At 65.4% G+C, this 26,180-nt stretch carries 25 protein-coding genes and 1 riboswitch; of the genes, 17 read left to right on the top strand and 8 right to left on the bottom strand.

Translation table 11 applies throughout. The features are described 5' to 3' along the window. Window positions 1-21 precede the first annotated feature (21 nt). Window positions 22-1,050 carry an LLM class flavin-dependent oxidoreductase gene (locus SD72_RS06250; RefSeq protein WP_042543591.1) on the top strand — a complete coding sequence of 343 codons (1,029 nt, stop codon included), beginning with the start codon at window positions 22-24 and terminating at the stop codon, window positions 1,048-1,050. Between the two features lie 44 nt (window positions 1,051-1,094). Continuing rightward, a complete protein-coding gene (locus SD72_RS06245) occupies window positions 1,095-2,624 on the top strand; it encodes an SDR family NAD(P)-dependent oxidoreductase (protein ID WP_042543590.1) in 1,530 nt (509 codons plus the stop codon). A 41-nt stretch (window positions 2,625-2,665) separates the two neighbouring features. On the opposite strand, the gene SD72_RS06240 is transcribed toward SD72_RS06245, so the two are convergent. Continuing rightward, the gene (locus SD72_RS06240) at window positions 2,666-3,148 is read right to left on the bottom strand and encodes a small multi-drug export protein (protein ID WP_042543589.1); all 483 of its coding nucleotides are present in this window, start codon (window positions 3,146-3,148) and stop codon (window positions 2,666-2,668) included. Between the two features lie 231 nt (window positions 3,149-3,379). On the opposite strand from SD72_RS06240, the gene SD72_RS06235 reads away from it, so the two are divergent. The 4 genes from SD72_RS06235 to SD72_RS06220 all read left to right on the top strand — a co-directional run bounded on the left by SD72_RS06235 (window position 3,380) and on the right by SD72_RS06220 (window position 6,452). Next, window positions 3,380-3,838, top strand: coding sequence for a hypothetical protein (locus SD72_RS06235; RefSeq protein WP_042543588.1), 459 nt, complete (start codon window positions 3,380-3,382; stop codon window positions 3,836-3,838). Then, window positions 3,792-4,613: a sensor histidine kinase gene (locus tag SD72_RS06230; RefSeq protein WP_052492509.1), complete on the top strand. Its 822-nt coding sequence runs from the start codon at window positions 3,792-3,794 to the stop codon at window positions 4,611-4,613. Before SD72_RS06235 ends, SD72_RS06230 begins: the two co-directional genes overlap by 47 nt. Further along, window positions 4,606-5,238: a response regulator transcription factor gene (locus SD72_RS06225; RefSeq protein WP_042543587.1), complete on the top strand. Its 633-nt coding sequence runs from the start codon at window positions 4,606-4,608 to the stop codon at window positions 5,236-5,238. Before SD72_RS06230 ends, SD72_RS06225 begins: the two co-directional genes overlap by 8 nt. 236 nt (window positions 5,239-5,474) lie before the next feature. Further along, on the top strand, window positions 5,475-6,452 hold the full coding sequence (locus SD72_RS06220) for a hypothetical protein (protein ID WP_198141886.1): 978 nt from the start codon (window positions 5,475-5,477) through the stop codon (window positions 6,450-6,452). A gap of 9 nt (window positions 6,453-6,461) precedes the next feature. Here SD72_RS06220 and SD72_RS06215 read toward each other — a convergent pair whose 3' ends face one another. Further along, on the bottom strand, window positions 6,462-7,259 hold the full coding sequence (locus SD72_RS06215) for an ankyrin repeat domain-containing protein (protein ID WP_232299663.1): 798 nt from the start codon (window positions 7,257-7,259) through the stop codon (window positions 6,462-6,464). Between the two features lie 275 nt (window positions 7,260-7,534). Here SD72_RS06215 and SD72_RS06210 point away from each other — a divergent pair, with 275 nt between their 5' ends. The 4 genes from SD72_RS06210 (at window position 7,535) to SD72_RS06195 (ending at window position 13,844) form a co-directional block, all read left to right on the top strand. Next, complete coding sequence (locus SD72_RS06210; RefSeq protein ID WP_042543585.1) at window positions 7,535-9,031, top strand: class I adenylate-forming enzyme family protein; 1,497 nt, start codon at window positions 7,535-7,537, stop codon at window positions 9,029-9,031. 123 nt (window positions 9,032-9,154) lie between these two features. Next, window positions 9,155-11,122 carry a DUF3556 domain-containing protein gene (locus SD72_RS06205; RefSeq protein WP_084766836.1) on the top strand — a complete coding sequence of 656 codons (1,968 nt, stop codon included), beginning with the start codon at window positions 9,155-9,157 and terminating at the stop codon, window positions 11,120-11,122. Then, on the top strand, window positions 11,119-12,567 hold the full coding sequence (locus SD72_RS06200; protein WP_042543584.1) for a phytoene desaturase family protein: 1,449 nt from the start codon (window positions 11,119-11,121) through the stop codon (window positions 12,565-12,567). The genes SD72_RS06205 and SD72_RS06200 overlap by 4 nt, the downstream gene beginning before the upstream one ends. Next, window positions 12,564-13,844, top strand: a complete 1,281-nt coding sequence (locus tag SD72_RS06195) for a PucR family transcriptional regulator (RefSeq protein WP_052492508.1) — start codon at window positions 12,564-12,566, stop codon at window positions 13,842-13,844. Before SD72_RS06200 ends, SD72_RS06195 begins: the two co-directional genes overlap by 4 nt. Here the strand turns inward: SD72_RS06195 and SD72_RS06190 are convergent. Continuing rightward, window positions 13,841-15,346 (bottom strand): DEAD/DEAH box helicase, encoded by a 1,506-nt coding sequence (locus SD72_RS06190; RefSeq protein ID WP_042543583.1) that lies wholly within the window; start codon window positions 15,344-15,346, stop codon window positions 13,841-13,843. The genes SD72_RS06195 and SD72_RS06190 overlap by 4 nt on opposite strands. A gap of 344 nt (window positions 15,347-15,690) precedes the next feature. Beyond that, window positions 15,691-16,707 (bottom strand): NADP-dependent oxidoreductase, encoded by a 1,017-nt coding sequence (locus SD72_RS06185; RefSeq protein ID WP_042543582.1) that lies wholly within the window; start codon window positions 16,705-16,707, stop codon window positions 15,691-15,693. Window positions 16,708-16,919: 212 nt separating this feature from the next. After that, window positions 16,920-17,027, top strand: a riboswitch (TPP riboswitch). A gap of 11 nt (window positions 17,028-17,038) precedes the next feature. On the opposite strand from SD72_RS06185, the gene SD72_RS06180 reads away from it, so the two are divergent. Genes SD72_RS06180 through SD72_RS16860 form a run of 4 tightly spaced genes read left to right on the top strand, consistent with a single transcriptional unit; the run spans window position 17,039 to window position 20,003 of the window. After that, the gene (locus tag SD72_RS06180) at window positions 17,039-17,317 is read left to right on the top strand and encodes a thiamine-binding protein (RefSeq protein ID WP_232299662.1); all 279 of its coding nucleotides are present in this window, start codon (window positions 17,039-17,041) and stop codon (window positions 17,315-17,317) included. A gap of 13 nt (window positions 17,318-17,330) precedes the next feature. Further along, the gene (locus SD72_RS06175; RefSeq protein ID WP_052492506.1) at window positions 17,331-18,110 is read left to right on the top strand and encodes an ABC transporter permease; all 780 of its coding nucleotides are present in this window, start codon (window positions 17,331-17,333) and stop codon (window positions 18,108-18,110) included. Further along, window positions 18,107-19,117: an ABC transporter substrate-binding protein gene (locus tag SD72_RS06170; RefSeq protein ID WP_042543579.1), complete on the top strand. Its 1,011-nt coding sequence runs from the start codon at window positions 18,107-18,109 to the stop codon at window positions 19,115-19,117. The genes SD72_RS06175 and SD72_RS06170 overlap by 4 nt, the downstream gene beginning before the upstream one ends. Further along, the gene (locus tag SD72_RS16860; protein WP_084766834.1) at window positions 19,062-20,003 is read left to right on the top strand and encodes an ABC transporter ATP-binding protein; all 942 of its coding nucleotides are present in this window, start codon (window positions 19,062-19,064) and stop codon (window positions 20,001-20,003) included. Before SD72_RS06170 ends, SD72_RS16860 begins: the two co-directional genes overlap by 56 nt. A gap of 51 nt (window positions 20,004-20,054) precedes the next feature. On the opposite strand, the gene SD72_RS06160 is transcribed toward SD72_RS16860, so the two are convergent. Beyond that, window positions 20,055-21,185, bottom strand: coding sequence for an MFS transporter (locus tag SD72_RS06160; protein ID WP_198141885.1), 1,131 nt, complete (start codon window positions 21,183-21,185; stop codon window positions 20,055-20,057). Between the two features lie 281 nt (window positions 21,186-21,466). Continuing rightward, a complete protein-coding gene (locus tag SD72_RS06155; RefSeq protein ID WP_042543577.1) occupies window positions 21,467-21,748 on the bottom strand; it encodes a hypothetical protein in 282 nt (93 codons plus the stop codon). Window positions 21,749-21,980: 232 nt separating this feature from the next. On the opposite strand from SD72_RS06155, the gene SD72_RS06145 reads away from it, so the two are divergent. The 3 genes from SD72_RS06145 (at window position 21,981) to SD72_RS06135 (ending at window position 24,602) form a co-directional block, all read left to right on the top strand. Continuing rightward, window positions 21,981-23,678, top strand: coding sequence for an ABC-F family ATP-binding cassette domain-containing protein (locus tag SD72_RS06145; RefSeq protein ID WP_042543575.1), 1,698 nt, complete (start codon window positions 21,981-21,983; stop codon window positions 23,676-23,678). A gap of 298 nt (window positions 23,679-23,976) precedes the next feature. After that, the gene (locus tag SD72_RS06140; protein WP_232299661.1) at window positions 23,977-24,417 is read left to right on the top strand and encodes a hypothetical protein; all 441 of its coding nucleotides are present in this window, start codon (window positions 23,977-23,979) and stop codon (window positions 24,415-24,417) included. Further along, a complete protein-coding gene (locus tag SD72_RS06135) occupies window positions 24,414-24,602 on the top strand; it encodes a hypothetical protein (protein WP_042543574.1) in 189 nt (62 codons plus the stop codon). Before SD72_RS06140 ends, SD72_RS06135 begins: the two co-directional genes overlap by 4 nt. A 93-nt stretch (window positions 24,603-24,695) precedes the next feature. Here SD72_RS06135 and SD72_RS06130 read toward each other — a convergent pair whose 3' ends face one another. Beyond that, on the bottom strand, window positions 24,696-25,463 hold the full coding sequence (locus SD72_RS06130; RefSeq protein WP_042543573.1) for an SDR family oxidoreductase: 768 nt from the start codon (window positions 25,461-25,463) through the stop codon (window positions 24,696-24,698). 82 nt (window positions 25,464-25,545) lie between these two features. Continuing rightward, a partial coding sequence (locus SD72_RS16855) for a sugar phosphate isomerase/epimerase family protein (protein ID WP_157000482.1) occupies window positions 25,546-26,180 on the bottom strand: 635 nt, incomplete at its 5' end.

Here is a 26,180-nt window from a genome sequence, read left to right as displayed (position 1 = left end):
CGCAGCGACGAGAGGAACACAATGCGGCTTTCAGTGGTTGATCTGGGGATTGTTGCCCCGGAGACGAGCGAGAAAGACGCACTGGTCGACTCCGTGCAGTTTGCCCTCGCTGTTGAGCGGCTCGGCTATCACCGCATCTGGTTCGCCGAGCACCACGCGAGCACCATGGGCGCATCGCACCATCCCGAACTCCTCATCGCCGCGGTCGGCGCGCTCACATCCAAGATCCGAGTCGGCTCGGGTGCGGTCCTCATGAACCACTACAGCCCGTTCAAGGTCGCCGAAATGTTTAAACAGCTCGAAGCGATGTACCCGGGCAGGGTCGATCTCGGTATGGGCAGGGCGACTGCCGGCCCCGTCCTCGACCTCGCGCTGCAACAAAACCGGATCACCCCGGCGAATGTGGAACACACCCAGCAGGTCGCTGAGACCGTCGCGTGGTTGACCGACGACTTCCCGCCAGAGCACCCCTTTTCCCTCACCGCGCTGCTGCCCTCCGTAGCGGAAATACCGCACACGTGGCTCCTCGGCTCGAGTCCGAACGGGTCAAACCTCGCCGCCGGCCTCGGGATCGGGTACACGTTCGCTGGCTTCATCAACCCGGAGGGCGCTGCGCCGGCACTCAGGCACTACCGAAAGCGGTTCACGCCGGGCGCGTCTGGGCTGGCTGAGCCGCGCGCGATTCTTGCCGTGAACGTCACCGTCGGCGAAACGGCGGACGAGGCCGCAAGGCTCGTCAGTTCGCCGAAGGCCTACTACGCCCGGGTCGCGCGCGGCGATTTCTCGACGCCAGTGCCTGCCGCGGACGACGCGGTGGCCGAGCTCACCGTGGCCGAGCGCGACCAGCCGACCTGCATCGTCGACGGAGTCCGCCCGCGGCTCGTCGCAGGCAGCCCAGCGCAGGTGCGCGCGACGATCGAGCAGATGGTGGAGGAGACCGGCGCCGACGAGGTGATGGTGCAGAGCATGATCCCCGACCCGGCCGAGCGCCACCGTTCGCACGAGCTCCTCGCCGAGGCCTTCGGTATCACCCCGGTGAGCGTGCCGTAGTGGCGGCGAAGCGGCACCCATCTGGGTAGCGTAAAATTGGCGCAATGACCGAAACTCCCGCAGCTGCCGCAGTGACCAACAGCGGCATCGACCCCGCAGATCTTGAGACCGCGCTGCGGGTCATCGGATCCGTGCACGAGTTGCCGTCGGAGCACCCGGACGTCATTGCTGTACGCCGCGCGACCTCAGCGATGTACAAGTCGGCAAAGCGGGAGCGGCGGCGGAGCCAACGCAACGAGATCGCCGACGCAAATCGCCGGGTCATCGAGGCGACTGCGACGGGTGCTCCCGACCGCATCGACGACGAGACCCGCGGGCTCCCGCTGACGGTGAGCTCGGAGACCCAATTTGTAGGCGAGCTGCGCAAAGCGCAGAGCTGCTACATCTGCAAGGAACCGTACACGCAGGTCGAGTCGTTCTACCATCAGCTCTGCCCGAACTGCGCGGCGTCAAGCCATGAGAAGCGCAACGCGCGCACCGACCTCACCGGCAAGCGGGCGCTGCTCACCGGGGGCCGCGCGAAGATCGGAATGCACATCGCGTTGCGGCTACTCCGCGACGGCGCACACACGACGATCACCACGCGCTTCCCCCGCGACGCGGCCCGCCGCTTCGCCTCGCTTCCCGACTCCGCCGAGTGGATCGACCGGCTCCGCATCGTGGGTATCGACCTGCGCGACCCTTCCCAGGTGATCGCGCTCGCCGATTCCGTTGCCGCCCGCGGGCCGCTCGACATCCTCATCAACAATGCTGCGCAGACGGTGCGCCGCTCGCCAGGATCGTACTCGTTGCTCGCTGACGCAGAGTCGCAGCCGCTCCCCGCCGGCGTGTTCCCCGAGACCGAGACGCTCGGTCAGCCGGCCGAGCTGCACCCGCGCGCGCTGCAGTCCTCGGTTGGTGGCGGCGGCGCGGTGTCGCTCGACGCGCTCCCTCCCGAGGCGCTCGATGGTACGGTCGCCGCCGGGTTCGCGCAGCACCTCACCGCGAGCGACCTCACCGCGCTCGCGATGGCGCCCGGCTCATCATCCCTTGCGAAGCACGCTGACGGCTCCGCGATTGACGCCGGCGGCCTCGTGCCAGACGTCACCCACGTGAACAGCTGGGTGCAGCACGTGCAGGAGGTGGATCCGATCGAGATGCTGGAGGTGCAGCTGTGCAACGCGACCGCGCCGTTCATCCTCATCAGTCGGCTCCGGAGCGCGATGGCTGCCTCGCCAGCGCGCCGCACCTACGTTGTGAACGTTTCGGCGATGGAGGGTCAGTTCTCTCGCCGCTACAAGGGCCCCGGCCACCCACACACGAACATGGCGAAGGCTGCGCTCAACATGCTCACGCGCACGAGCGCGGGGGAGATGCTCGAAACCGACGGGATCCTCATGACCGCGGTCGACACCGGGTGGATCACCGACGAGCGCCCGCACTTCACGAAGGTGCGGATGGCTGAGGAGGGCTTCCACGCGCCCCTCGATCTCGTCGACGGTGCCGCGCGAGTCTACGACCCCATCGTCCGTGGCGAGGCCGGCGAGGACCTCTACGGCTGCTTCCTCAAGGACTACGAGCCAAGCCCCTGGTAACGGCGTTGGCTGTGCGCGGGAGCGCACAGCCAACGGTCACGTTAGCGAAGTACTGAGATGCCGAGCGTTGCCAGCACCCCGAACGCAATGCCCCACAGGATGATCGAGATGACCTGCCACAGGATGACCTGGTTCTTCGGTGCGCCGAAGGACACCATTGCGGCGGAAGTGATCTGGCTCGGCAGGAAGATCTGGCCGAGGAGGCTCACGCCAGGCACGCCGTAGCGGTCGAAGCGCTCCTTGAGTTTCGCGCGGCTCGGTGTGAGCTCCTTTGGCGCCTTGCCCTGCGTCGCCTTGGCCCGGATCCCGTGCGCGGACAGCACGAAGATAAGCATTGAGATGACGTTGCCGATGACGGCTGCGCCCACCGCGATGATGGGGTTCATGCCGACGATCACGCCGACGGCCGAGCCGAAATACGACTCGACGAACGGGATCGCAGCGATGATCATGATGCCGAGCCACTGCAGGAACTCAGGGAGCGACGTGGTGAACTCCTGAAGGTTATCGATAAAGACGATCATGGCGACCTTTCGTGGGAGGCGGCGAGGCCAAGTGACCTTGCCGGGTGGGGCAGGGGCGGCGGAGCGCCGCAGTACACCTATCGTTTCGTGGTTGCGCGTTCCGCAGTAGTGCCGGGCTGTCACGCGTCCGCGTGCGAATCCACACTGACCTCCCGTGACATTTGTCACACGTTGCCGGAGCGAACGGCCGAGGGTATGAGTTCGCGCAGCAGTGGCCCTATGCTGACACTGATGGCTGCCCACCCGAACACCGCCGCTCCCTTCGCGGGCGTGAACGCGACCTGGACGTATACGCTCGGGTCGATCGTTTTCCTGTTCGTGATGCTCGACCTCATTACCGTCACCCAGCTGCTTGCGCGGTGGGCGAATTCCCGCTCGGGCATGGATCTCGCCCTCGTGCTTTTGAGCGTCGCGGCGGCGGCCACGCGGATCCGCTACTGCTGGTTCCTTCGCTCGGACTCCGGCAGCGGATGGCCGCACATCGGCTGGACAATCGCGCTGTTTGCGCCGGCGATCGCGTCGTGGGCGCTCGCCTTCGCAGCTGGCGAGGCCGCACTGTTTGCTGCCGCGCAGCTCTGGTTCTCCGGGGTCATCTTTAGTCTCGTCGCCCCCCCGGAAGCTCCGCTGGCGGCTCATCGGGGCGATGCTTGCGCTCTCGCTCGCCCCGCTGGTTGTGGGCCTCTTCGTTGACGGGACCCCGCTCGTGCAGTCGGGCAATGGTGCCGCATTCATGGTGATGTTCTACGCGGCGGTTCTTCCCCTCATGGTGATCTCGAGCCTGTGGTTCTGGCGCGTCGTCGCCAGGCTGGAAGAGGCCAGGCTCATCTCGGCGGAGCTCGCCGTCACACAGGAGCGGCTGCGCTTCGCGGCGGACCTGCACGACATTCAGGGGCACCACCTGCAGGTCATCGCGCTCAAGGCTGAGCTTGCCGAGCGAACGATCGAGAGCAACGCTGACTACGCTGCTGGGCAGATCGGCGAAATCAGGCTCATCGCGAAGGAAGCGATGGAGGAAACCCGATCGCTCGTCGCGGGGCTCCGCGAGGTAGCGCTCGGTGACGAACTCGAAAACGCGAGCGAAGTGCTCACCCTTGCCGGTACGAAATGCACGCTCAGCATTGACGGGTCGCCTACCGGTGCGGAGGCCGAGCGGGTGCTCGCCTTCGCCGTGCGGGAGGCAACAACGAATATCCTGCGCCACAGCGAGGCGAGCACCGCCGCGATCACGCTCGCTGCATCCCGCGGCGGGTACGAACTGCTGGTGGTGAACGATGGCGTCGGCGGGGACCAGCATGGCAGCGGATCGGGTCTCGCAGGGCTACGCGAACGCGTCATCGCGATCGGGGGAACCCTCGAAGCACAGGCAGGCGCGGGCGCGACCGGGACGGTGCCGCGCCTGGAAATGGGACGTTTGAACTACGCGTCTGGGTACCGGATGGGGGAACGCAGTGAGTGCGATGAGTGAGAGTGAACAACCGACGGGCAGCATCAGGCTGCTCATCGCAGACGACGAGCACCTCATTCGCGGGGCACTTGAAGCCCTGCTCGGGCTCGAACCAGACATCGAGGTCGTCGCCGGCACCGATAACGGCGCCACTGCGGCGCAACTCGCACTCGAGCTCCGCCCAGACGTCTGCCTACTTGACCTCGAGATGCCGCGCGCTGACGGCATTGAGGCCGCGGAGCGGATCATGGCTGGGGTGCCTGGGGCGCGCGTGATCATCGTGACTCGCCACGCGCGTCCCGGCGTGCTTCGACGTGCGCTCGCCGCAAAGGTCGCAGGCTTCGTGCCGAAATCTACGCCGGCGGGAGACCTCGCCGACGTGATTCGCGACGTTGCGGCGGGCAAACGCTACATTGACCCGGAGATCGCGGCGGCAGCCCTCGTCGCCGAGCGCTGCCCGCTCACCGACCGCGAGCTCGACGTGCTCCGCGCGACCCGGACGTCGTCGAGCGTGCAGGCAATCGCGGATGCGCTCTTCCTCTCCACTGGCACCGTGCGCAACTACCTCTCGGCGGCGATGACGAAGCTTGGGGCGAGTAACCGCCACGATGCAGCAGAGCACGCCTGGCAGCAGGGGTGGATCTGACACCAGTCCGACGCTGCGCGCCGGCAGTGCGGTTGCGGCACTCGCACTCGCGCGAGTGCCTCTGCCGCGGACTGCTCATTGCGATTACATCGACGCGGCATTAGCTTGGGGGCTAGGTGCTTGGTGGCGAATGGGGGAGCATCATGCGGATACGCGCAGACGAGATGACAACGCGCGGTGCGAAAAACATCGGATTCCCTTCGCGCCAGTGGGCGCGACTTGCCTCGCGAACTATCGTGGCACTGCTCATTGCGCCGCTTCTCGCACTCTCTTTCGCGGCGCCGAGCCTCGCGCTCACCGAGCCGGGGGACGACACGAGCGCGACGGTCGAGTCCGAGGCGTCGCCCAGCGGAGAAGAAGCCGAAGCGGATGCGCAGCCGTCAGACGCTGATGAACTGTGCAACGTCATCATTGCGTACTCATTCGACGGGCGTGTTGTGGGGCTGCAAGAGTTCAGTGACATGCAGCAGGGCGAGCTCATAAGGTCTTCAGACCTGGAGATGCCCTCTGGCTATAGCCTGAAATCCCCCTTTCCCGATTTCACTGTCTACGAGGATCAAGAGATCACCGTGGAACTCGTCAAGGCCGAGAAACCGCTATTTGACGTCACCGTGAGGTACCTTCTCGATGGCGAGGAGATAGGCCGAGAAGTACTTGCCGGTCTCCCAGAACTCTTCGTGGTGCACGATGAGGACCTCACCATCCCGGAAGGGTTTGTGCAGGCAAATCCGATGGTGCCGCACGTCGTCGTGGCTAGCGACACGATCGATGTCCCTGTTCTCAGAAATTCGGTTCCTGTTGCCGATGTCATGGTCTGGTTCGTCTACGACGGCAAGACCGAGGGATTGCAGATCTACCGGGGCCTTCCCATCGGCGCGGTCATCACGGAAGCCACCCTCGTGCTTCCAAACGGGTTTGTGCTTGCCGGACCATTCGCCGACTACACGGTGACCGGTCAGGCGGAGCTCACGCTAGCGGTCGTGCCCGTCGGAGTTGACCCTGAGCCCGAGAAACCAGTCATCGATACGCCCGACACTGACACGGAAGAGGACGTGCCCCCGGCCCACGACGGCAAGGGCGCAACAACGGAGCTCGCGAACTCAGGAACGCAGCGGACGGCTGCCATTGGCGTGGCTGCGTTCGGCGCGCTCGGGCTCGGGCTCGTACTGATGCTTGGCGCTGCGTCGCGCGGCCGCGCGTTGCACCGCTCGTAGGGCGAGGGGCTAGTAGCCGCCGCCCGCGCCCTTGATGAGTTCGGCGAGCTGCCACAGGCCGCGAGCCTCGGCGTTCGCGAGGGGCGTGCTGCCCTGGCCGTCGCGCAGATTCGGGTCCGCGCCGCCAGCGAGCAGCAGCCGCACGGTCTCACGGTGGTTCTCGCCGTCGGTGCCGAGGATCGCGGCCTCCTGCAGCGCAGTCCAGCCGAGGTTGTTGATGTGGTCAGGGTCGATCCCAGCCTCGAGCAGCATCCGGGTGACGCCGACGTGCCCGTGCTCGCCAGCGGGGATGAGGGCCGTGCCACCGAAGCGGTTCGTGCTCGTGAGGTCGGCCCCGTTTGCGAGCGTGAGCGCGAGGATCTCCTCGTAGCCTTCGGCACCGGCGTAGAGGTACGCGCTGTCCTCGATATCGTCTTTCGCGTTGACGTCGGCTCCCGCCTCGATGAGGGCGGTCGCCGCGGCAACGGCGTTTGCCTTCGTCGCCGCGACGAGCGGGGTCATTCCGGCTTCGCCGCGCAGCTCGATGTCGGCGCCACGCTCGAGGGCCGAGCGCACTGCGGCGCCGTCGTTCGCACCGACTGCGGCGGCGAGGTCCGCGTTGGCACGCGGATCCGGTTCTGCTGGCTGGTTCGGCTCGGGCGACGGGGTCGCGGAAGGCGACTTTGGGGCAGCTGCTGGTTCGGGCTGTGCGGCGCACCCGGCGAGCATCGCGAGCGTCACGGCGAGGGCGGCAGGGATGAGCACGCGGAGCGCGCTCGTGCGGTGTGAGGCCCCCGTGCGTGCGCTGGGGGATTCGAATGGTGGCACTGACGGAACTCCTTATCGCCGATGCCCGCAATCGTAGTCTGCGCCGGGCTCGGGAGGCTGAGGGCTCTGGTAGCTGGGAGAGCATTATCATGAGGCTATGGATACCTGGCCCGCGCGCTGCTTGCCATCGCGGGAGAGTTCGCGCGGCTATGCAGAGTGCACACCATCGCGGGTCAGCTGGGCCAACAACGGCACGGATCCTGAACATCCCCCTCTCTACCCTTGAGAGCAACGGGGCTACACGGTCATAGAAGACCATCTCGGAAAGGACGGCAATGACGCTGAACCACTTGCTTTGGCTCTCACCCGCAGCCGGCACAACCGCTGATTGCATCGGCGACGACACCCGCATGCTGAGCTACGCTGAGGTCGACACGCTCGCGCGCGCCTTCGCCGAGCAGCTCACTGAGCTCGGCGTTTCGCAAGGAGACGTCGTCGGCGTAATGCTCGAGAACAGCATCGAGCTCGTCGTTGGGATCCTCGGCACCTGGCTCGTCGGCGCCATCGCCACACCCATCAACCCGACGTTCACCGAACGTGAACTCACGTATCAGCTGGGCGACTCAGAGGCGAGCCTGCTGCTCGCCGATGAGGCGACACTCGGCAGGGTTCCCGGGATCCGCACCCGCGCGCTGCCGGTCACCGAGATGCGCACCGCACCGACCCGCGAGACGGAGCGGCGCACGACGGACGCTGGCGAGATCGCACTGCTCATTTACACGAGCGGATCCACTGGGCAGCCGAAGGGCGTCATGCTCGACCACGCCAACCTCAACGCGATGACCACGTCGTTCGTCGACCACGTCGATATGACCGAGGCCGACCGCGCCCTGCTCGTGCTCCCGATGTTCCACGTGAACGCGATCAGCCTGAGCTGGCTCTCGCCGATCACGGTTGGCGGCTCAACAGTCATCGTGAAGCGGTTCGCCCCCGTCCCGTTTACCGAGGCCGTCGCTCGCCACCGCCCGACCTTCTTCTCGGCCGTGCCAGCGATCCTCGCCCGCCTCGTCGAACTGCCGCCAGAGATCGCACCCGATTTCAGCTCCGTGAGGTTCGTGATCTGCGGTGCCGCCCCCGTTTCGCGTGAACTGCTCCAGCTCTCCGCCGAGCGGTTCAACCTCCGCATCATTGAGGGCTACGGCCTCACAGAGGGTACCTGCGCTTCAACGTGCAACCCATTGGAGGGGCCACACAAGCTCGGCAGCGTCGGCCCGGTGCTTCCCGGCCAGCGCATCAAGCTCACCGACGACAAGGGCAACCCCGTGCCAACTGGCGAGCGTGGGGAGATCCGCATCAGTGGGCCAAACGTGATGCGCGGCTACCTCGGACGCCCCGAGGCGACGGCGGAGACCATCGTTGATGGCTGGCTCCGCACCGGCGACGTCGGGGTACTCGACGAAGACGGCTACCTGAGAATCGTCGACCGCATGAAAGACATGATTATTCGCGGCGGTGAGAACATCTACCCCAAGGAAATCGAGACGCACCTCGCAACGCACCCCGCGGTGCTCGAAGCCGCCGTCGTCGGTGCGCCGCACGCGACGCTCGGCGAGGTGCCCGTCGCGTTCGTTGTCGCGCTGCCTGGCGCGCAGGTGAACAGCGAAGAGCTCATCGCGCACTGCGCCGAGGGGCTCGCGAAGATCAAAGTCCCTGCGGAGCTTACGGTCGTCGAGGAGCTGCCGAGAAACCCCGTGGGAAAGATTGATAAGCCGGAGCTGAGACGCCGCGTGGCTGCCGTCTCTAGCTCCCCAGAAACGGCGGTCAGCGCCTAGCAGCGGCTGACCCCTCGCGCGGGGCCCACCGACAACTGTCGCGGGCCCCGGAGCTCGCGGTGCCCTCCGGCACCGTGGGGGTATTTCGTGTGCGAAAAAAAACCTGTCACCAAAGGAGTTGTCATGGGTTTTCAAGAACCAACGTTCCCGAATGTGGAACCAGAATCGTTCATCCAGCGCCCGCTGCAGGAACGCTTGCGCGTGCTCACAACGCAGTGGGCTGAGTGGGGCTTCGGCGCAGCCCGCAACATTTCCGTGCTCTACCTCGCGAAGGTGTTCGGGGCCTGGCTCATCGGCGGCGTCCTGCTCGTCACGCTCACCTCGCAACTCAACCCGCTCGACCCCGGCGCGTGGTGGACGAACCCCATCGTCTACCAAAAGTTCGTCGTCATGACGATGCTGCTCGAAGCGATCGGCATCGCCGGCTCATGGGGGCCGCTCGCGGGGAAGTTCGGTCCGCTCACTGGGGGGATCCTGTTCTGGGCACGGCCAGGCACCATCAAGCTCAGCCCGTACAAGTGGGTCCCGTTCACCGGAGGCAACCGCCGGACCGTACTCGACGTGTCGCTCTACTTCGGTTTCCTCTTCGCCATGGGTATCGCGCTGCTGTCGCCAGGCCAGACCGCCGAGGAGGTGCCAGCCCTCGCCCGTTTCCAGGCCTTCCTTGCCGATCCGGCAAGCGGGGCACCTGCCTGGCTCGCGAGCAACGCGGACAGCTTCCAGCTCATCCAGACAACACCGCTCATGTTCGCTGTCGCCCTCCTGCTCCTCATCGGCCTGCGCGACAAGACCATCTTCCTCGCAGCCCGCGCGGAACAGTACCTGCTGCCGATCGTCTTCTTCATCGTCTTCCCGAGCTTCTTTGAGGTGACCGACATGGTCATCGCACTGAAGATCTTCCTCGTGACGGTCTGGGTGGGCGCCGGATTCTCCAAGCTCAACCGGCACTTCAGCCTGGTGATTCCGCCGATGCTCAGCAACACCCCGTTCTGGCCGCCGCGCTGGCTGAAGAAGTCGATGTACAAGGACTTCGATGGCAGCGACCTGCGCCCAAGCCGGCCCGCACACCTCATCGCGCACGTGCTCGGGACGATCGTGGAGATCGTCGCCCCACTCGTGATGCTCTTCGTCGCCGGAAACGCCCTCGGCGGGCAAACCACCGTGACGCTCGCAACGCTGCTCATGGTGGGCTTCTGCCTGTTCATCATCTCGACGTTCCCGCTCGCGGTGCCGCTCGAGTGGAACATGCTCTTCGCCCTGTGCGCCGTGGTCTGCTTCATCGGCTACCCGAACGCCGTGGGCTTCAGCGTCTTCGATATGTCGGAGCCGTGGCTGCCCTTCGCGGTGATCGCAATTCCCGTGTTCTTCGTGATCTTCGGTTCGCTCCGGCCAGACAAGGTCTCCTTCCTCGCGTCGCTGCGCCAATACGGGGGCAACTGGGCGTCGGCGCTGTGGGCGATCCACCCAGACGCGGAAAAGAAGCTGCACCGGGTCTACCGGCCAACGACCGACCAGATCGATCAGCTGCAAACGATGGGGCTACCGTACCCCCTCGCAGAGACCTTCCTTGAGATGACGATCGGGTGGCGCTCGCTTCACAGCCAGGGGCGCGGACTCTTCTCCGTGTTGCTCGAGAACGTGCCAGATATCGACCACCGGCGCGTGCGGGAGGCCGAGTTTGGGTGCAACGCGATGCTCGGATTCAACTTTGGGGAGGGGCACCTGCACAACGAGGAGCTCATCGCCGCGATCCAGGAGCAGGCCCAGTTCGAGCCGGGCGAGTTCATTGTCGCCTGGGTGGAATCGGAAGCGCTGTGGAGCGGATACCAGGAATACAAGATCATTGATGCTGCGCTCGGCGTGGTTGAGCGGGGCCGCTGGCAGGTGAAGGACGCCGTCGCTGAGCAGCCGTGGCTGCCCAATGGCCCGATCCCGCTGACGGTGACCTGGCGATCGCCAGAATTCGAGCAGCTCCAGTTCACCGCAACCGATATTGTTGGGCCAGACGCGGTGATTGTTGGGGTCGACACCGCTGCCCTGAACCAGTTCGTTGCAGAATCTGAAGCGCTTGTGGAGGTGCGAAAGCCATGACAACAGCGGTCGTAGTCGGTAGCGGCCCAAACGGGCTCGCCGCGGCGACCGTGCTCGCCCGCGCCGGAGTCGACGTCACCGTCGTCGAGGCAGCGCAACAGCTCGGAGGGGGCGCTCGCTCGGTCGAGTCGCCCCTCTCCGGGCTGGTGCAGGACCACTGCGCGGCCGTGCACCCCATGGCGCCGGGATCCGCCTTCTTCAAGACGCTCGACCTCGAAGCAATGGGGGTGCGATGGGCGTACGCCCCCATCGACGCGGCGCACCCACTCGACCGCGGCGAGCCTGGGCTGCTGCGCACCTCGGTCGCCGACACCGCAGCTGGGCTCGGCCGCGACGGCCGGCGCTGGTCGGCGGCATTCGGGCCGTCCGCGCGCGCATTCGACCGTCTCTCACCGGTCATCATGTCGCCGATGCTGCGAGTCGCCAAGCACCCCATCTTGCTCGCGCGAATGGGGCTCGTCGCTGGGCCCCCGCCAGCGCTCGTTGGGAAGTTCTTTCGGGAGGAACGGACGCGCGCGCTCTTCATGGGCGTTGCCGCGCACGCGTTGCAGCCGCTCACGCTGCCGCTCGTCACTGGCATCGGCGCTGGGATCATCATCGCAGGCCATGCCGTCGGCTGGCCCGTCGTCGAGGGCGGCACGGGCAAACTCACCGATGCGCACATCGCGATGCTCCGCGGCATGGGAGTGCGCTTTGAGACGGGCAGGCGCGTCACGAGCCTCCGCGAGTTGCCGCCGCGAGACATCACCATCCTCGACGTGCATCCGCACGCTGCGGCGAGCATCCTTGCCGGGCACCAGCCGCAGCCTGCCCGCCGCTCGTACCGGAAGTTCAAATCAGGCCCTGCAGCGTTCAAGGTTGACTTCGCGATCGACGGCGGCATCCCGTGGCGCGACCCCGAGGTCGCTCAGGCCGGCACCGTGCACCTTGGGGGTACCGCGGCCGAAATCGTCGCCGCCGAACGACAGATGGCTGCCGGGAAGATGCCCGAGCGGCCGTTTGTGCTCGTCGGGCAGCAGGCGGCCGCCGACCCCGCGCGCGCGAACGGATCAATCGTGCCGATCTACGCATACGCGCACGTGCCGACGGGCTACCCAGGAGACGCGAGCGAAGCGATCATCGCGCAGATCGAGCGCTTCGCCCCCGGATTCCGCGAGCGGATCGTTGGCATGAGTGCGCGATCCCCGGCGCAGAGCGAGGCCGAGAACGCGAACTTCGTCGGTGGCGACATCCTCACCGGAGCGAAGTCGCCTCTGCAGTTCCTCCTCGGGCCAAGGCTCAGCACACAGCCGTACGACACCGGGGTGCCCGGCGTGTACCTCTGCTCCGCGGCAACCCCGCCAGGCCCGGGGATTCACGGCATGGGTGGGTACAACTCAGCGAACCGGGCCCTCCACGTGCTCGCCAACGGGCGCGATGCGCGCCGCGAGGAAGTGCGCGTATGAGCGCGCCGGAGCCGGCGGACCACGACCGGGAGCTGCGCGAACTCATCGTGCGAGTTGGCGGGATCATCCAAGAAATGACCCCGCAGATTGTCGAGGAGATGACGGAGCTGCTCTCTGGGCGCGTTTCCGGTCTCGACAGAGACGCGCAGATGATCCAAATGCTGCGAGCGAGCGTCGACGGCAACGTGTGGACGATCGGCCACATTCTGACCAACGACATTGCGATCGAATCGGTGCAGCCGAGCACCGCAGCCGTTGAATACGCCATGCGGCTCGCCCAGCAAGACGTGCAGCTCGGCTCACTCACCCGCGCCTACTATCTCGGGCAGTCGCTCGTCGTGCGCCGCGGCATCGACGTCGTAGATGGCCTCGATCTCGACGACAAGAACCAGCAGATGAACCTCGTTCGGTGGATCACCGATGTGATCCACAACTACATCGACTGGATGCTGCAATACGTCACCGACGTGTATGTTGCCGAGCATGCGAAGTGGTGGACCGCGCGCGCCGTGACGAACGCCGCCGCGGTGCGCAAGGCGCTGCGCGGTGAGCCAATCTCTGTCGCGGGCTTTGAAGCGAAAACGAAGTACTCGCTCGAGCAGCATCACATCGCGCTCATCGCCTGGCTTGAGTTCGACACGGCAGGCACTGACGAACAGCGGCAGATCGATCTTCTGTTGCGGCGCATCGCTGCAATTCTCGGCTCGACAAAGCCGCCACTCATCACAGCGGCGGATCAGACAACGGCATGGGCGTGGGTCGGCATGCCAACAGCCGACCTCAGCCCAGACGCGCTCACCCGGATTGCGCGGCTCGCAGAATCGCAGGAGGCCAACACGATCCGGCTCGCGGTGGGGGTGCCTGGCGACGGCGTTGCCGGGTTCCGGCGCAGCCACGAGCAGGCGGCGAAGGCCAGGCTTGTAGCGCTTGGCGCTCAGCGCTACCGCGAATCACAACTGGTCGCCTTCAGCGAGCCAGACGTTGGGTTCCTGTCACTGCTCATGCACGACACGAAGAGCGCGATCACGTGGACGCGGGAGGTGCTCGGAGACGTCGCCGCACCGGGGGAACAGCACGCCGCGCTCAGGGAGACCCTTGCGACGTTCTACGCCACAGGTGAGAACTCCTCGAAAACTGCCGAGGTGCTCGGGCTGCACCGCAACACCGTGCGCCAGCGCGTCGCCCGCTTCGAGCAGGAGCGCGGCACGAAGCGCATCAACGGGATGGAGATCTCCCTCGCGCTGAAGCTCTTCGATCTGCTCGGAGACGGCGGCTAGCGGCCTCGGCGCTGGCCCGAGCCCGTTGCCGCGGGGCGGCCCGAGCCTGCACGGCGGCCGGTCTGCGCCTGCGCGCCGCTCCTGCCATCGTTGCGGGTGCGCGAGCGCTCAGAGTTGCCTCCCTGTGCGCGGCCGTTCTCCTGGCGCCCGCCCTGAGCGCGGCCACCTTCAGGCCTGTCGCCCTGTCCGCGGCCTGCGTCGCCGCGAGCGCCCTGGCCGCGGCCGCCCTGGCCACGCCCAACCTGCGCACGCTCGCCCTGGGGGCGGCCGGACTGCGAGCGCGAGCGGCTGCGCTGCGGCTGATCCTGTTTGAATACCGGTGTCACGAGCGGCGCGACCGTGCCGACGAGTTCGACAACGGCTGGGGACTCAGCGGTGACGCTTTGCGGGGTCACCGTGATCTGCGCCTTGCGGAGCAGCGCGGCGGTGTCCTTGCGCTGGGTCGGGAGCACGATGGTCACAACCTCGCCTTCCTTGCCGGCGCGGGCGGTGCGGCCTGAGCGGTGCAGGTATGCCTTGTGCTCGGCCGGCGGATCAACGTGGATGACGAGTTCGATGTCGTCGACGTGCACGCCGCGGGCAGCGACGTCCGTCGCAACGAGGACCTTCGCGTCGCCAGCGGCGAACGCGGCAAGGTTGCGGTCGCGGATCGTCTGCGAGAGGTTGCCGTGGAGGTCGAGCGCAGGAATGCCCGCCTCGGTGAGCTCGCGTGCGAGTTTCTTCGCGTGGTGCTTGGTGCGCATGAACAGCACGCGGCGGCCGGTGCCAGACGCGAGCGTGCGCACGAGCGTGCGTTTCGCTGCTGCGCCGTCAACCTCGAACACGTGGTGGGTCATTGCTGCGACGGGGCTGTTTGCCTCATCGACGGAGTGGGTGACCTCGTTGTGGAGGTAGCGGCGGACAAGCTTGTCGACCCCGTTGTCGAGGGTCGCGCTGAACAGCAGCCGCTGGCCCGACTGGGGAGTCTTGTCCATGATGCGCGTGACGACGGGGAGGAAACCGAGGTCAGCCATGTGATCGGCCTCGTCGAGCACAGTGATCTCGACAGCGTCGAGATTCACGTGCCCCTGCTTCATGAGATCCTCAAGCCGTCCCGGGCAGGCGACGACGATGTCGACGCCGTTTTTCAACGCGGAAACCTGACGGTTTTGGCTGACGCCTCCGAAGATCGTGGTGGTGTTCAACCCGTACGCCTTGGCGAGGGGGTCTATGACCGCGGTGATCTGGGTTGCGAGCTCACGCGTCGGGGAAAGCACGAGCGCGAGCGGCCTGCCCGGCCGGCGCTTGCCGCCTGCGAGCGCGCCACCGAGGCGGGCAACGAGAGGAATGGAGAAGGCGAGGGTCTTGCCAGAGCCGGTCTTCCCGCGGCCGAGCACGTCGCGGCCTGCGAGCGTATCGGGGAGGGTGTCGACCTGGATGGGGAACGCCTCAGTCTTGCCTTCTGCTGAAAGCACGGAGACGAGGGGAGTGGGCACGCCGAGCGCGCTGAACGTAGTTGTCATGCTGGGGTAAATGCCTTTCGGGCACGGGCCGCGGGCTGCTTCGTCGCTCCCGCGCTCAGTCGAGCGGGGAAAGCGGGCGGGAAAATCCGCGGTGGATGGCGAAGGTGGCAATGGCCACTTCCGTTCGCCGGAGAAAGAATCCACGAGCTCAGAGTTCTGAGCGAGAAGAAGTTGGAGCCCTGCGGATCGGGAAGCCCGGTGAAATCTGTGGGCGACCCGTTACGGGGGCAAGCGTTCTACGACGCAGGGAAACCGTCGTGGTTTCACAAGTTCACTCAGTATAGCAGGGGGCGTTTTCCCTGGCGTTCCTGCGCGGCAGGAAACGCCAGGGAGGGCGGTGGTCGCTATTCGCCGATGCGGACGAGCATCTTGCCGGTGTTCGCGCCGCGCATCATTGCGAGGAACGCGTCGACCGAGTTATCGATACCGTCGACGATGGTTTCGTCGTACGCAATCTTGCCCGCGCCAAACCAGCCGCTCATCTGCTCGGTGAACTCTGGCAGCTTGTCCCAGTGGGATCCGATGGTGAAGCCCTGCATGCTCAGCGAACGGGTAATCATGTTTGCGAGGTTCGTCGGGCCGACCGGACGCTCGGTGGTGTTGTACGCGGTGATCGCGCCGCACAACGCGAGGCGGCCGCCGTCGTTCATTGAGGCGAGCGCGGCTTCGAGATGGTCGCCGCCGACGTTGTCGAAGAACACGTCGACGCCGTCGGGTGCGGCATTCGCGAGCTGCTTGCGGACCGCGCCTTCCTTGTAGTTGAACGCTGCGTCATACCCATACTTGTCGGTGAGCAGCGCAACTTTTTCTGGCGAGCCAGCGGAACCGATGACTCGTCCAGCTCCGAGGAGCTTGGCAATCTGACCTGCCGCAGTTCCCACCGCCCCGGCCGCGCCAGAGATGAACACGGTGTCGCCAGCACGCATCCCCGCGATGGTGGTGAGCCCGACGTAGGCGGTGAGCCCCGTCATCCCGAGCATGTGCAGGCGCAGCGACAGCGGAAGGCCGGGAACCTCTTCGATGGCGCGGAACTTTGCGGCATCCGCCTGAATCACGTCGGTCCAGCCGTGCTGGTGCAGCACCGCGGTCCCGACGGGGAGGGCGTCGGCGGCCGAGGCGACCACTCGCCCGACGGCGGCGCCCGCGATCACGTCACCGAGCTGGTACGGCGGCACGTAACTGCGCACATCGTTCATGCGGCCGCGCATGTACGGGTCGACTGAGACGAACTCGTTGCGTACGCGAACCTCACCTGCAGCTGGGGCGTCGTAGTCGACGGTGACGGTCTCGAAGTCTTCGTGCACCGGCCAGCCGACGGGCCTGCGTGCGAGCCTGATCTGGGTGCTGCGTTCGTTGTTCATGTGGCTCCTTTGTGCTGCGTCAGTCTGCTGGGCATCGAAGCGGTGACGGCCGGCACGCGGAACCCACCCGGGTACGGGCGCGGCTGCGACGCCATCGAAACCCCGCTGTCACTTCGACAATAACGACCCGGGCTGTGACAGCGCACAGGCAAGCGACACACCTCCCGCTTGCCACCCCACCCCGGTTCGTGGCTAAGCTGAGGGTTCCAGTACACATCCGCTGGGGGGGCCCGAAGGGGCTGAGATCCACTACTTGCTGTGGACCACCCCAGGAACCTGATCTCGTTAACACGAGCGGAGGGAAGCGGTCAATATGTTGATCCATGTTCACGTGTCGCCCACACCAATGGGAGACGAAAACGGTCCGTACAGCTGCGTCGAGGGCGCGATTCGCGTCATCGAGCAGAGCGGCCTCGAGTACGAGGTCGGCGCGCTCGGCACGACGATCCAGGGGCCGGCCGACAGGCTCTGGCCGCTCATGCGCGAGTTGCACGATGCGACGCTCACGGCTGGCGCTGACCGCGTGATGACGCACTTCCGGATCCTCGAGGCCAAGGACGACGTCATCGAGGCATCGATGGCCGACCTGGCCGCGCGCATCACGCACTAGCACGCTGGCCGCCGTGAGAACTCTCACACGGCAGATCCTCCCAGTCCTCCTCGCCGTCGCCGGTGTGGTGGCGCTGTGGGGTCTGCTGGTGCGCGTCACCGACGCGCCCTCGTACCTGCTGCCGTCACCCTTGAGCGTCTGGCGGGCAGGCCTCGCAGACCGAGAACTCCTCGGAATGCACCTGCTCGCCACCATGCGGATCGCGATCTCGGGGTTCGCGCTCGGGGGAGTGTGCGGTGTCGCGGTGGGGATCGTGCTTGGGCTTTCTGGCACGCTCCGCCGTGCCTGCGAGCCCGTGCTCATCGCGAGCCAGGCGATCCCGCCCGTCGTGTTCGCCCCCATCCTCATCGCAACGCTCGGCTTTGGTCCGTTCCCAAAGATCCTCGTCGTGACCCTCGGCGCGTTCTTCCCGATCGCGATCAGCGCGAGCGCTGCGATGCGCGACGCCGACCGCTCACTCGTTGACCTCATGGTCGCGATGGGGGCCTCCCCGCTCACCGTGTTGCGGCGTGTGCGGCTCCCCAGTGCCGTGCCGGCGATCGTGGCTGGCGCAAAAGTTGCCGCGAGCTACGTCGTATTCAGCGCAATCATCGCCGAATGGATGGGCGCGTCCGTCGGCCTCGGCGTGTACCTGCAACGCTCACAAGCGAGCTACAAGATGGACCAGCTCTTCGCCGCTGTCGGCGTGATCGCCGTGCTCGGCGTGCTGCTCTTCTGGCTCACCTCACTCATTGGGGGCCTCGTGCTCGCGCGGTCCCGATCCACACCCACCAGAAAGGGCGTCTCGCAATGACCCCCACACGTTTCCCCGCACGCCGCGTCGGCATCGCAGCCGCGCTCATCGGTTCCCTCGCGCTCACGGGTTGCCAAGCGGAGCCCGCAGCGCCCGAGCTGCAACCCGTCACCCTCATGCTCAACTGGACGCCAAACGCACACCACGCCGGCATCTACTACGCCCAACAGCACGGCCTGTACGAGGCGGCGGGGCTCGACGTCTCCATCATCGAGCCGGGGGACGGGATTGGGGCCGCAGCTTCGGTCGCGGAAGGACGCGTCGAGTTCGGCATCTCGCAAGCGGAATCGTTGCTCCCGGCGCGTGCGGCAGGCATGGACCTTCAGGCGGTCGCGACACTGCTGCCGGTGAACGACTCAGTGCTCATGGGGCTCACCGGATCCGGCCTCACGACCGACCCAGGATCCCTCGCCGGACTCACCTACGGCGGCTACGGTGGGGCGCTCGAGACAGAAATCATTTCCGCCCTCGCCAGCTGCGGCGGTGGCGACCCGAACGAGGTCGAGTTCATCGACATCGGCAACGTCGACTACCTCGCGGGCCTCGCCCAGCAGCGGTTCGACGTCACGTGGGTGTTTGGTGGGTGGGATGCGCTGCGGGCTGAGGCAGAACGCGACGACGTCGTCATCGTGCCGCTCGCCGAGCACGAGAGCTGCATCCCCAACTGGTACACCCCGATCATTGTCGGCAACGGGGCTGCCATGTCGGCGGATCCCGAGCTCGCCGCTGCCTTCCTCGCTGCGACGAGCAGCGGCTATGACGCGGTCGCTGGCGACCCCGGCGCAGGCGCCGACGCGCTGCTCGCGGCCGCGCCAGAACTCGACCGAGCGCTCGTTGAAGCCGCGGTCGAGTACTACGCGCCGCGGTACACCTCACAGGGGCGATTCGGTGAGATGGAGGAGGCGGTCTGGCAACGCTTCACCGAGTTCCTCGTGAGCGCCGAGATGCTCGATGACGTCGCGCCGCTCGACGGTGCGTGGAGCAACGACTACCTCCCCGCGGGCTGACGTGGCACCGCGCAGCGGACGGCAGCACCGCGCGAGGCGGCAGCGCTCCGGCACGCCGGCCGAGCCGCAGCAGCTTGTCGTCACGGCTCTCTCGCATGCCTTCCCCGCACCTGGCGCAGGGCGGGTGCTTCGGCGCGGTGTCAGCAGCGCAGCACTCGAGAACGTCTCCTTCACGGCGGAGCCTGGCACGCTGACTGCGATCGTCGGGCCCAGCGGTTGCGGCAAGTCGACGCTGCTGCGGATCCTGGCCGGGCTCGTCACCCCGGACAGCGGGAGCGCCGCGATCGGAGGCACCGACCTCGTAGGGTCGCCTGGCGGCGTCGCCTACCACCCGCAGCGCGACGCGCTCATGCCGTGGTTGCGCGCACTCGACAACGCGACGCTTGGCGCGGAAACGTGTGGGCGGGACCCGGCAGTGGCGAGGCGAGAAGCACGAGCCCTGCTCGAGCGCTTCGGCCTGCTCGGTCAGGAACGCGCCTGGCCAGACGAACTGTCGGGCGGGATGCGCCAGCGCGTCGCGCTCATGCGTACGTTCCTCATGCCGCAGGGGGTACTCGCACTCGACGAACCGCTCGGGGCGCTCGACGCCCTCACCAGGCGGCAGTTGCAGCGTTGGCTACTGGAAATCGTTGCCCTCGATCAGCGGCAGATTCTGCTCGTCACGCACGACATCGACGAGGCGCTGCTCTTGGCAGATCAGGTGCTGGTGCTTAGCGATCGCCCCGGACGAATTATCCACATTGAAGCGCGCCCGGATGCCGCAGCGCGCCTGCGTGAAGCGGAAAGCGGCGGCGACAGGGCGGCAAGTACGAAGCTGCTGACACTGTTGAGCGGCGCAGGAGGAAGCATGAACACCCCTGACAGCGCGAACTCCGGTTGCGGGTAGTGGGGCCCTCACGCACGTGTACGCGACGACACCCTGCGATGGTGGCCCACATCACCGGACCGACCGGATCATCCACACGCTGAGGCCGCCGATCAACACGAATGCAATCGCCCAAGGAAACAGCGCGCTGTAGCCGCCGAGCCGCAGAACGATGAGGCCCGCTGCGGCCGGGGCGATGGTCTGCGGGAGGGTCGCAGCGATGTTGATCACCCCGAGATCCTTCCCAAAGTCGTCTCGGTCAGGAAGTACCTCGGTGATGAGCGCTGTATCGACCGACTGGAACACACCAAAACCGAGGCCAGCAATGAACGCGTACGCGAAGATGCCACCCATTGTCGGAAGCACTAGTGGAACAAACAGGCCGACGCTGAGGATCACGCTGCTGGCAAACACGAACACCCGCCGCCGTCGCAAGCGATCAGAGAGCGGCCCGGAAGTCAGCGTTGTGATGAGCATCCCGACGAGCCCTACCGCCGCGACTATGGGGAGCGCGCCAAGGGCCTCCGCCAGCGTGAGACCGACGAACTCCTGCAGGATGAAGAGGCTGTATGTGGAGATGAGCGTATAGCCGGTATTGATGAGTAGCCTGCCAACGAACGCCCAAAAGAAGTCTGGGTGCGCGAGCGGATTCACCCAAAACGTCTTGAAGAACACGGCCGGGCTGAACGGCTTGCGAGGTTCGCCAACGTTGGAAGCCTGCGGGTTGATCAGTACGAACGCAACGATTGCGAGGACAACGAATCCACCGAGCAGCAGGTAAGCGAGCAGGAAGTTCGGCACGAGCATTGCGCCAAGAATCTGACCGCACAGCATCCCAGCCAGCAGGCCGAGACCCATTACCGAAGAAAATAGGCCGCGTCGCTCACTTGGCACCCGGTCGGGGAGCACCGCTGAAAGTGGACCCTGGGTGAAATTCAGGGATACCTGCACCGCACACCACGAGAGAAACACTTGCAGGATGGTGTTTGCTGACCCTATACCGATGAGGCCGATAGCTCCCACAACCGCCCCGCCCACAAGCCACGGCGCTCGCTTGCCGAACCGGCTCCGCGTTCGATCGGAGATGACGCCGGCGATGGGCTGCGCGAAAATGGCGAGCAACGCCCCGACGCCCGCGACAAGCGCGTAACTACTCTCCTTGTTGATCGGGTCGATTACCTGCACTTGTGCCTGCAAGAGCACGCCAGTAGTGGCGCCCCAGACGAGGAAGATAGAAAGATTCGCCGGCAGGAGACTCACGAGAAGTCGGCGAAGCCGTGGACTGAGCGGTGGGGGTTTGATGGGTGCCGCGGTGGTCGACATTCGGGTCCATACCCTTCCAGTTCGACGTTGAACCTCAAATAGAACCTACGTCGAGTGGGTTTTCTTGCGCAAGCTACCGCTGTCGAACTGTGACCCACCCGACCAGAGCGGGCGGGCCACAGTGCAGGGGGCCGGGGCGGGCTGTCCCCTCAAACGCGCACTCAGTCGACCTCGGTGACATTCCACCAGGTGATCGACGCGTCGAATACCTTGATGTTGTCGAGACGGGAGGACGAAGCGAACATGTCGTGAGTGTCGCCGAGTCTGCTCAGCGGACGCAGATCCTCAATGTACTGTTGCATTTCATCGTAGAGGCCCTGCGCATCCTCAATCGTCGCGGAGCCACGATACTCCTTTTCGAGGCGCGCGAGCTCAGTATCTCCGGCCTGGTAGCCGGGGTTGTTCGATACCCAGCCGATGGTCTGCGTCGGCTCGTTCTTCACGACCTGCGTAATGATTCCCTCATGAAACTTGAGACCCTCCCGAAGTCGGCTCGATGCACAGCTTCACACGTTGATTATTAGGGCGATCGCGGACGGGCAATCGGAGGTTGCCCGCCAGCGGTTGAAGGAGCACGCGCGAGCGACGTTCGACGTGATGGTCGGGGTGGGGCGCGTGCGACCGGACGACAGCGACGAGCATCACGAGCCGGAGAATAATCAATAAGCTTGGGGGATGACTGCAACTCTCGTCGCCCAGGGCGTCGCGGGCGGGTACGCACACCGCACGCTCTTTGAAGACCTCGACCTCACCGTCGCACCCGGCGACGTTGTCGGAGTCGTCGGCGTGAACGGGGCAGGCAAGTCCACGCTGTTGCGGATCCTTGCGGGGGAGCTCGCCCCACAAGAGGGGACGATTCACCTCGCCCCTCGCGACGCCTTCGTCGGGTGGCTGCCACAGGAACACGAGCGGATCGCTGGCGAGACCGTTGCCGCCTATGTGGCGCGGCGCACCGGGTGCGCTCAGGCCACTGCTGAGATGGACGCTGCAGCGGCGGCGCTCGGCGAGACCGACCCTGTCGCGCCGGGCGCGCCAGACCCGGCGGACGTGTATTCCGTCGCGCTCGACCGATGGCTTGCGAGCGGGGCAGCCGACCTCGAGGATCGCCTGCCTGCGGTGCTCGCAGAGCTGGGGCTCGGCGCAACCACTTCAGGTGCAGCAGACGGTGAGCCGAGTGTTGGTGTCTCCGAGGGGTCGCTCATGACGTCGCTCTCGGGCGGGCAGGCCGCGCGGGTGGGGCTCGCCGCCCTGCTGCTGTCTCGCTTCGACATCGTGCTCCTCGACGAGCCAACGAACGACCTTGATCTTGAGGGGCTCGAGAGGCTCGAGTCGTTCGTGCAGGGGCTGCGCGGAGGTGTTGTGCTCGTGAGTCACGACCGCGAGTTCCTCGCGCGCTGTGTGACGCGCGTGCTCGAGCTGGATCTTGCCCAGAACAGCAACCGCGTGTTCGGTGGTGGCTATGACGCGTATCTTGAGGAGCGCGCGATCGTTCGGCAGCACAAGCGCGACGACTACGAGGAGTTCGCGAGCAAGAAGGCGGATCTCGTCTCCCGTGCGCGCACGCAGCGGGAATGGTCGAGTCAGGGTGTGCGAAACGCGATGAAAAAGAACCCCGACAACGACAAGATCCGCCGCGCGGCCTCGACCGAGTCGAGCGAGAAACAGGCGCAGAAGGTGCGGCAGATGGAAAGCCGGATCCGCAGGCTTGAGGAAGTCGAAGAGCCGCGCAAGGAGTGGCAGCTTGAGTTCACAATCGGGGCCGCGCCCCGGTCGAGCGCTGTCGTTGCGACGCTGAACGAGGCCGTCGCCGTGCAGGGCGACTTCACGCTTGGTCCGGTGTCGCTGCAGCTCAACGCCGGAGAGCGTGTCGGTATCACCGGGCCGAACGGCGCGGGGAAATCGACGCTGCTCAGACTGCTGCTTGGTAGGCAAGAGCCCGACACCGGGTCGGCTGCGCTTGGCAGTTCTGTTTCGATCGGCGAGATCGACCAGGCACGCTCACTGTTCGCGGGGATGGATCCGCTTGCTGAGGCGTTCGAATCGCTTGTGCCAGAGCTCACAGCAGCCGAGGTGCGCACGCTGCTCGCAAAGTTTGGTCTGAAAGCGGACCACGTGAATCGGCCGTGCGGTGAGCTCTCGCCTGGAGAGCGGACGCGCGCCGGACTCGCACTGCTTCAGGCGCGAGGGGTGAACGTGCTCGTGCTCGACGAGCCGACGAACCACCTCGATCTGCCGGCGATCGAACAGCTCGAGCAAGCGCTCGAAAGCTACGAGGGCGCGCTGCTGCTCGTTACGCACGACCGCCGCATGCTCGGCACCGTGCGGCTCGACCGGCGCTGGCACGTTGAGGCAGGCTCGGTCAGCGAGCTGTAGCCCTGCGCGAGCAGCCGAGCGCCAACCCGTGACCACATCTCGCGCAGGGCGGGGTGAGGATAACGGGCGGCCGAAACGGCATCCGGATTTCCGGCTGCGCCCAAGGAAGCGTGCTTTCTATGGTGCGCCATTCGAAGTCCCAGCAACCTGCTGTGCGTCGCGTGAGAGCCCGCGCCGTATATCGGAGAAATCTCGGCGCCACCGCCGCCGCACATCAGATGTGCAGAGCAAAGGCTGTTAAGATTTCGCAGAGATACGGCAGATCGTCACAGCTGCAACAGCTCGACCAGGAGAGTCAATGGCTATCGCGAACACCGCAACAGAAACCGCAACCGCAGGCGCCGAAGCGGAAGCGACCCCGGAGATTGAGAGATCTCCGGTCGACCGGTTCATGCGGCGTTTGCTCCGCGTTGAAGGCGCAAAGAAGACGCCGTTTATCAACCGGGACGCTCACAGGAACTTCCGCGTCGCCATCATCGTTTCCGGTGTGCGCTGCATCATCACCTACCTGCTCATTCCGATCCTCGTGCCGATCGTTGGGTTCGCCGGAGTTGTCGCGGCGCCGCTCGGGATCGCGCTCTGCCTCGTCGCTGGCGTGAACGGGGTCGTGAGTGTCCGCCGATTCTGGATCAGCGACTACCGCGGTAAATGGATGTACACGTGGTTCATCCTGTTCGTATTCCTTGTCCTTGCCATCTCCATCGTGGCCGATGTTGCCCGGATTGTGAGCCCAGCATGACCTCAGAACAGCACACGCAGCTTCACGCACCCGCCGGTGAGGCAGACAGCGACGCAGCGGTCGATGCGACCGTTGGCGATGATAACCCCGAAAACGTGCCAGCTAAGGCGTGGGTAACGATGGGAATCTTCGCGGTCTTTGTGATCGCGTTTGGCACCTGCGCTTCGAACTTTATGTTCAACTAGCGATGGCGGGCTCGACGTAGGTCGGGCCCGCCATCGTGCTTGCGCGATCGATGAACAGCGCGGTGTGCCGGTTCGTTCGGAGCACCGGAACCGTTAGACGGCCGTGTAGCCCCCATCGATAACGATCTGCTGCCCTGTGAGATAAGCGGATGAGTCGGAAGCAAGGAAGATCACGAGACCCGAGAGGTCCTCGGGAACAGCCATTCTCCCTTGCGGGATGAGGCGAACCCACTCGGCCTCGAGCGAGGGATCCTGTTCGATGATTTGTCGGGTCAGATCCGTGAGCACGTACCCGGGAGCGATTGAATTCACCCTGATTCCCGATGGCGCCCACTCCACCGCGAGCGACTTACCCAGGTGGGCAACGGCCGCCTTTGAAGAGTTGTATGACGCGGCCCATTGGGGCACGTTGACGATGAGCCCCGACATCGACGAGATTAGGACAGCACTTCCCTGGAGACCTGCGGCGAGAAGTCCTCGGCCAAATGCTTGGGCGGAGAAGAAGGTTCCGGTGAGGTTGACATCAATGACTTTTCGCCACTGGTCGGCCGTGACATCGATCGAGTCGCCATTGATTTCGATACCGGCGGCCGTGAGTAGCACCTGGGGGACCCCAAGGTGCTGAGCGATCGCCGCGAAAGCAGTTTCAGTCGCGGCCTGGTCTGTGACGTCAAGTCGCTGCCCGTAGGCGCGCACGCCAAACTCCTCAGCGATCTTCTGTGCTGTCTCGCTCACGGTGTCGAGGAGATCGAGTAGAGCAATATCGGCGCCCTCTGCCGCCAATGATCGGGCTACTGCGAGCCCAATACCTCGACCGCCTCCAGTGATAACCGCGACTCTTCCTGAGAGGTTGGTGTCCATGTTTTCCTGTCCTTTTCCATGGTGTCAGTGCGTGATGAGAATTTGTGTGCGTCGGAACTCATAGGCGCAATGTGGGGTCACGCTAGCTGGCGATGAGTTCACGAAGATATGCAGCCGTCTGCGGCAGCGTAATCTGAGGATCTCCGCTTGTAGAGCATTCGAGGTTGACGGATCCGGAGTATCCGACTTCCTTGAGGGTCTGAAAGATGTCGATCCAATTCAGGCTTCCCTGGCCCGGTAGCAACCGGTTATTCTCGCCGAGGTGCACGTGACGGGTGCGGTCCCCAGCGGATCGCAGAGCGCCGCTGATGCTCTGCTCTTCAATCGACATGTGAAAAGTGTCAGGTAGCAGGCCGCTATTGGGATGATTAACCAACTCGAGCACGCGGAGGTTGTCGCTCACGGAATTGAGATAACGGCTCTCATACCTGTTCAGTGGTTCAAGCAGGACAGCTGCCGCCGAACCGCTCGCTCGGGCTAGGAGTTCGAGGTAGAAACTCACGAAGTCAGTTTCCTCGGCCGCTGGCATCTGCCTGTAGGGAGTGAAAAGCGGCATTGGATCCTGGGGCCCGTACTCGTATTCGATTTCGGTCACCATGCCTAGCTCAGCGCACACGTCAACAGCCTCGCGGTACATGTCGCGACAGGCATCACGGAGTCGCAGGTCCTCAGACATTGCGTTCCCGTAAATATCGTCGGTGAGGACGAACTCGACAG

The sequence above is a fragment of the Leucobacter komagatae genome (genome assembly GCF_000834055.1).
In the GTDB taxonomy this organism is placed as follows: Bacteria; Actinomycetota; Actinomycetes; order Actinomycetales; family Microbacteriaceae; genus Leucobacter; species Leucobacter komagatae_A.
The sequence above is the reverse complement of the archived record's forward strand: the minus strand, read 5'-3'. Positions and strand labels throughout refer to the sequence as shown.

What these genes read in the sequence shown, in the direction of transcription:
- SD72_RS06170 (WP_042543579.1), top strand. Translation starts at nt 18,107, where the DNA reads ATGACCCCCACACGTTTCCCCGCACGCCGCGTCGGCATCGCAGCCGCG.
- SD72_RS06130 (WP_042543573.1), bottom strand. Translation starts at nt 25,463, where the DNA reads ATGGACACCAACCTCTCAGGAAGAGTCGCGGTTATCACTGGAGGCGGT.
- SD72_RS06135 (WP_042543574.1), top strand. Translation starts at nt 24,414, where the DNA reads ATGACCTCAGAACAGCACACGCAGCTTCACGCACCCGCCGGTGAGGCA.
- SD72_RS06145 (WP_042543575.1), top strand. Translation starts at nt 21,981, where the DNA reads ATGACTGCAACTCTCGTCGCCCAGGGCGTCGCGGGCGGGTACGCACAC.
- SD72_RS16860 (WP_084766834.1), top strand. Translation starts at nt 19,062, where the DNA reads ATGACGTCGCGCCGCTCGACGGTGCGTGGAGCAACGACTACCTCCCCG.
- SD72_RS06245 (WP_042543590.1), top strand. Translation starts at nt 1,095, where the DNA reads ATGACCGAAACTCCCGCAGCTGCCGCAGTGACCAACAGCGGCATCGAC.
- SD72_RS06225 (WP_042543587.1), top strand. Translation starts at nt 4,606, where the DNA reads ATGAGTGAGAGTGAACAACCGACGGGCAGCATCAGGCTGCTCATCGCA.
- SD72_RS06250 (WP_042543591.1), top strand. Translation starts at nt 22, where the DNA reads ATGCGGCTTTCAGTGGTTGATCTGGGGATTGTTGCCCCGGAGACGAGC.
- SD72_RS06190 (WP_042543583.1), bottom strand. Translation starts at nt 15,346, where the DNA reads ATGACAACTACGTTCAGCGCGCTCGGCGTGCCCACTCCCCTCGTCTCC.
- SD72_RS06240 (WP_042543589.1), bottom strand. Translation starts at nt 3,148, where the DNA reads ATGATCGTCTTTATCGATAACCTTCAGGAGTTCACCACGTCGCTCCCT.
- SD72_RS06200 (WP_042543584.1), top strand. Translation starts at nt 11,119, where the DNA reads ATGACAACAGCGGTCGTAGTCGGTAGCGGCCCAAACGGGCTCGCCGCG.
- SD72_RS06235 (WP_042543588.1), top strand. Translation starts at nt 3,380, where the DNA reads ATGGCTGCCCACCCGAACACCGCCGCTCCCTTCGCGGGCGTGAACGCG.
- SD72_RS06210 (WP_042543585.1), top strand. Translation starts at nt 7,535, where the DNA reads ATGACGCTGAACCACTTGCTTTGGCTCTCACCCGCAGCCGGCACAACC.
- SD72_RS06140 (WP_232299661.1), top strand. Translation starts at nt 23,977, where the DNA reads ATGGCTATCGCGAACACCGCAACAGAAACCGCAACCGCAGGCGCCGAA.
- SD72_RS06185 (WP_042543582.1), bottom strand. Translation starts at nt 16,707, where the DNA reads ATGAACAACGAACGCAGCACCCAGATCAGGCTCGCACGCAGGCCCGTC.
- SD72_RS06230 (WP_052492509.1), top strand. Translation starts at nt 3,792, where the DNA reads ATGCTTGCGCTCTCGCTCGCCCCGCTGGTTGTGGGCCTCTTCGTTGAC.
- SD72_RS06205 (WP_084766836.1), top strand. Translation starts at nt 9,155, where the DNA reads ATGGGTTTTCAAGAACCAACGTTCCCGAATGTGGAACCAGAATCGTTC.
- SD72_RS06195 (WP_052492508.1), top strand. Translation starts at nt 12,564, where the DNA reads ATGAGCGCGCCGGAGCCGGCGGACCACGACCGGGAGCTGCGCGAACTC.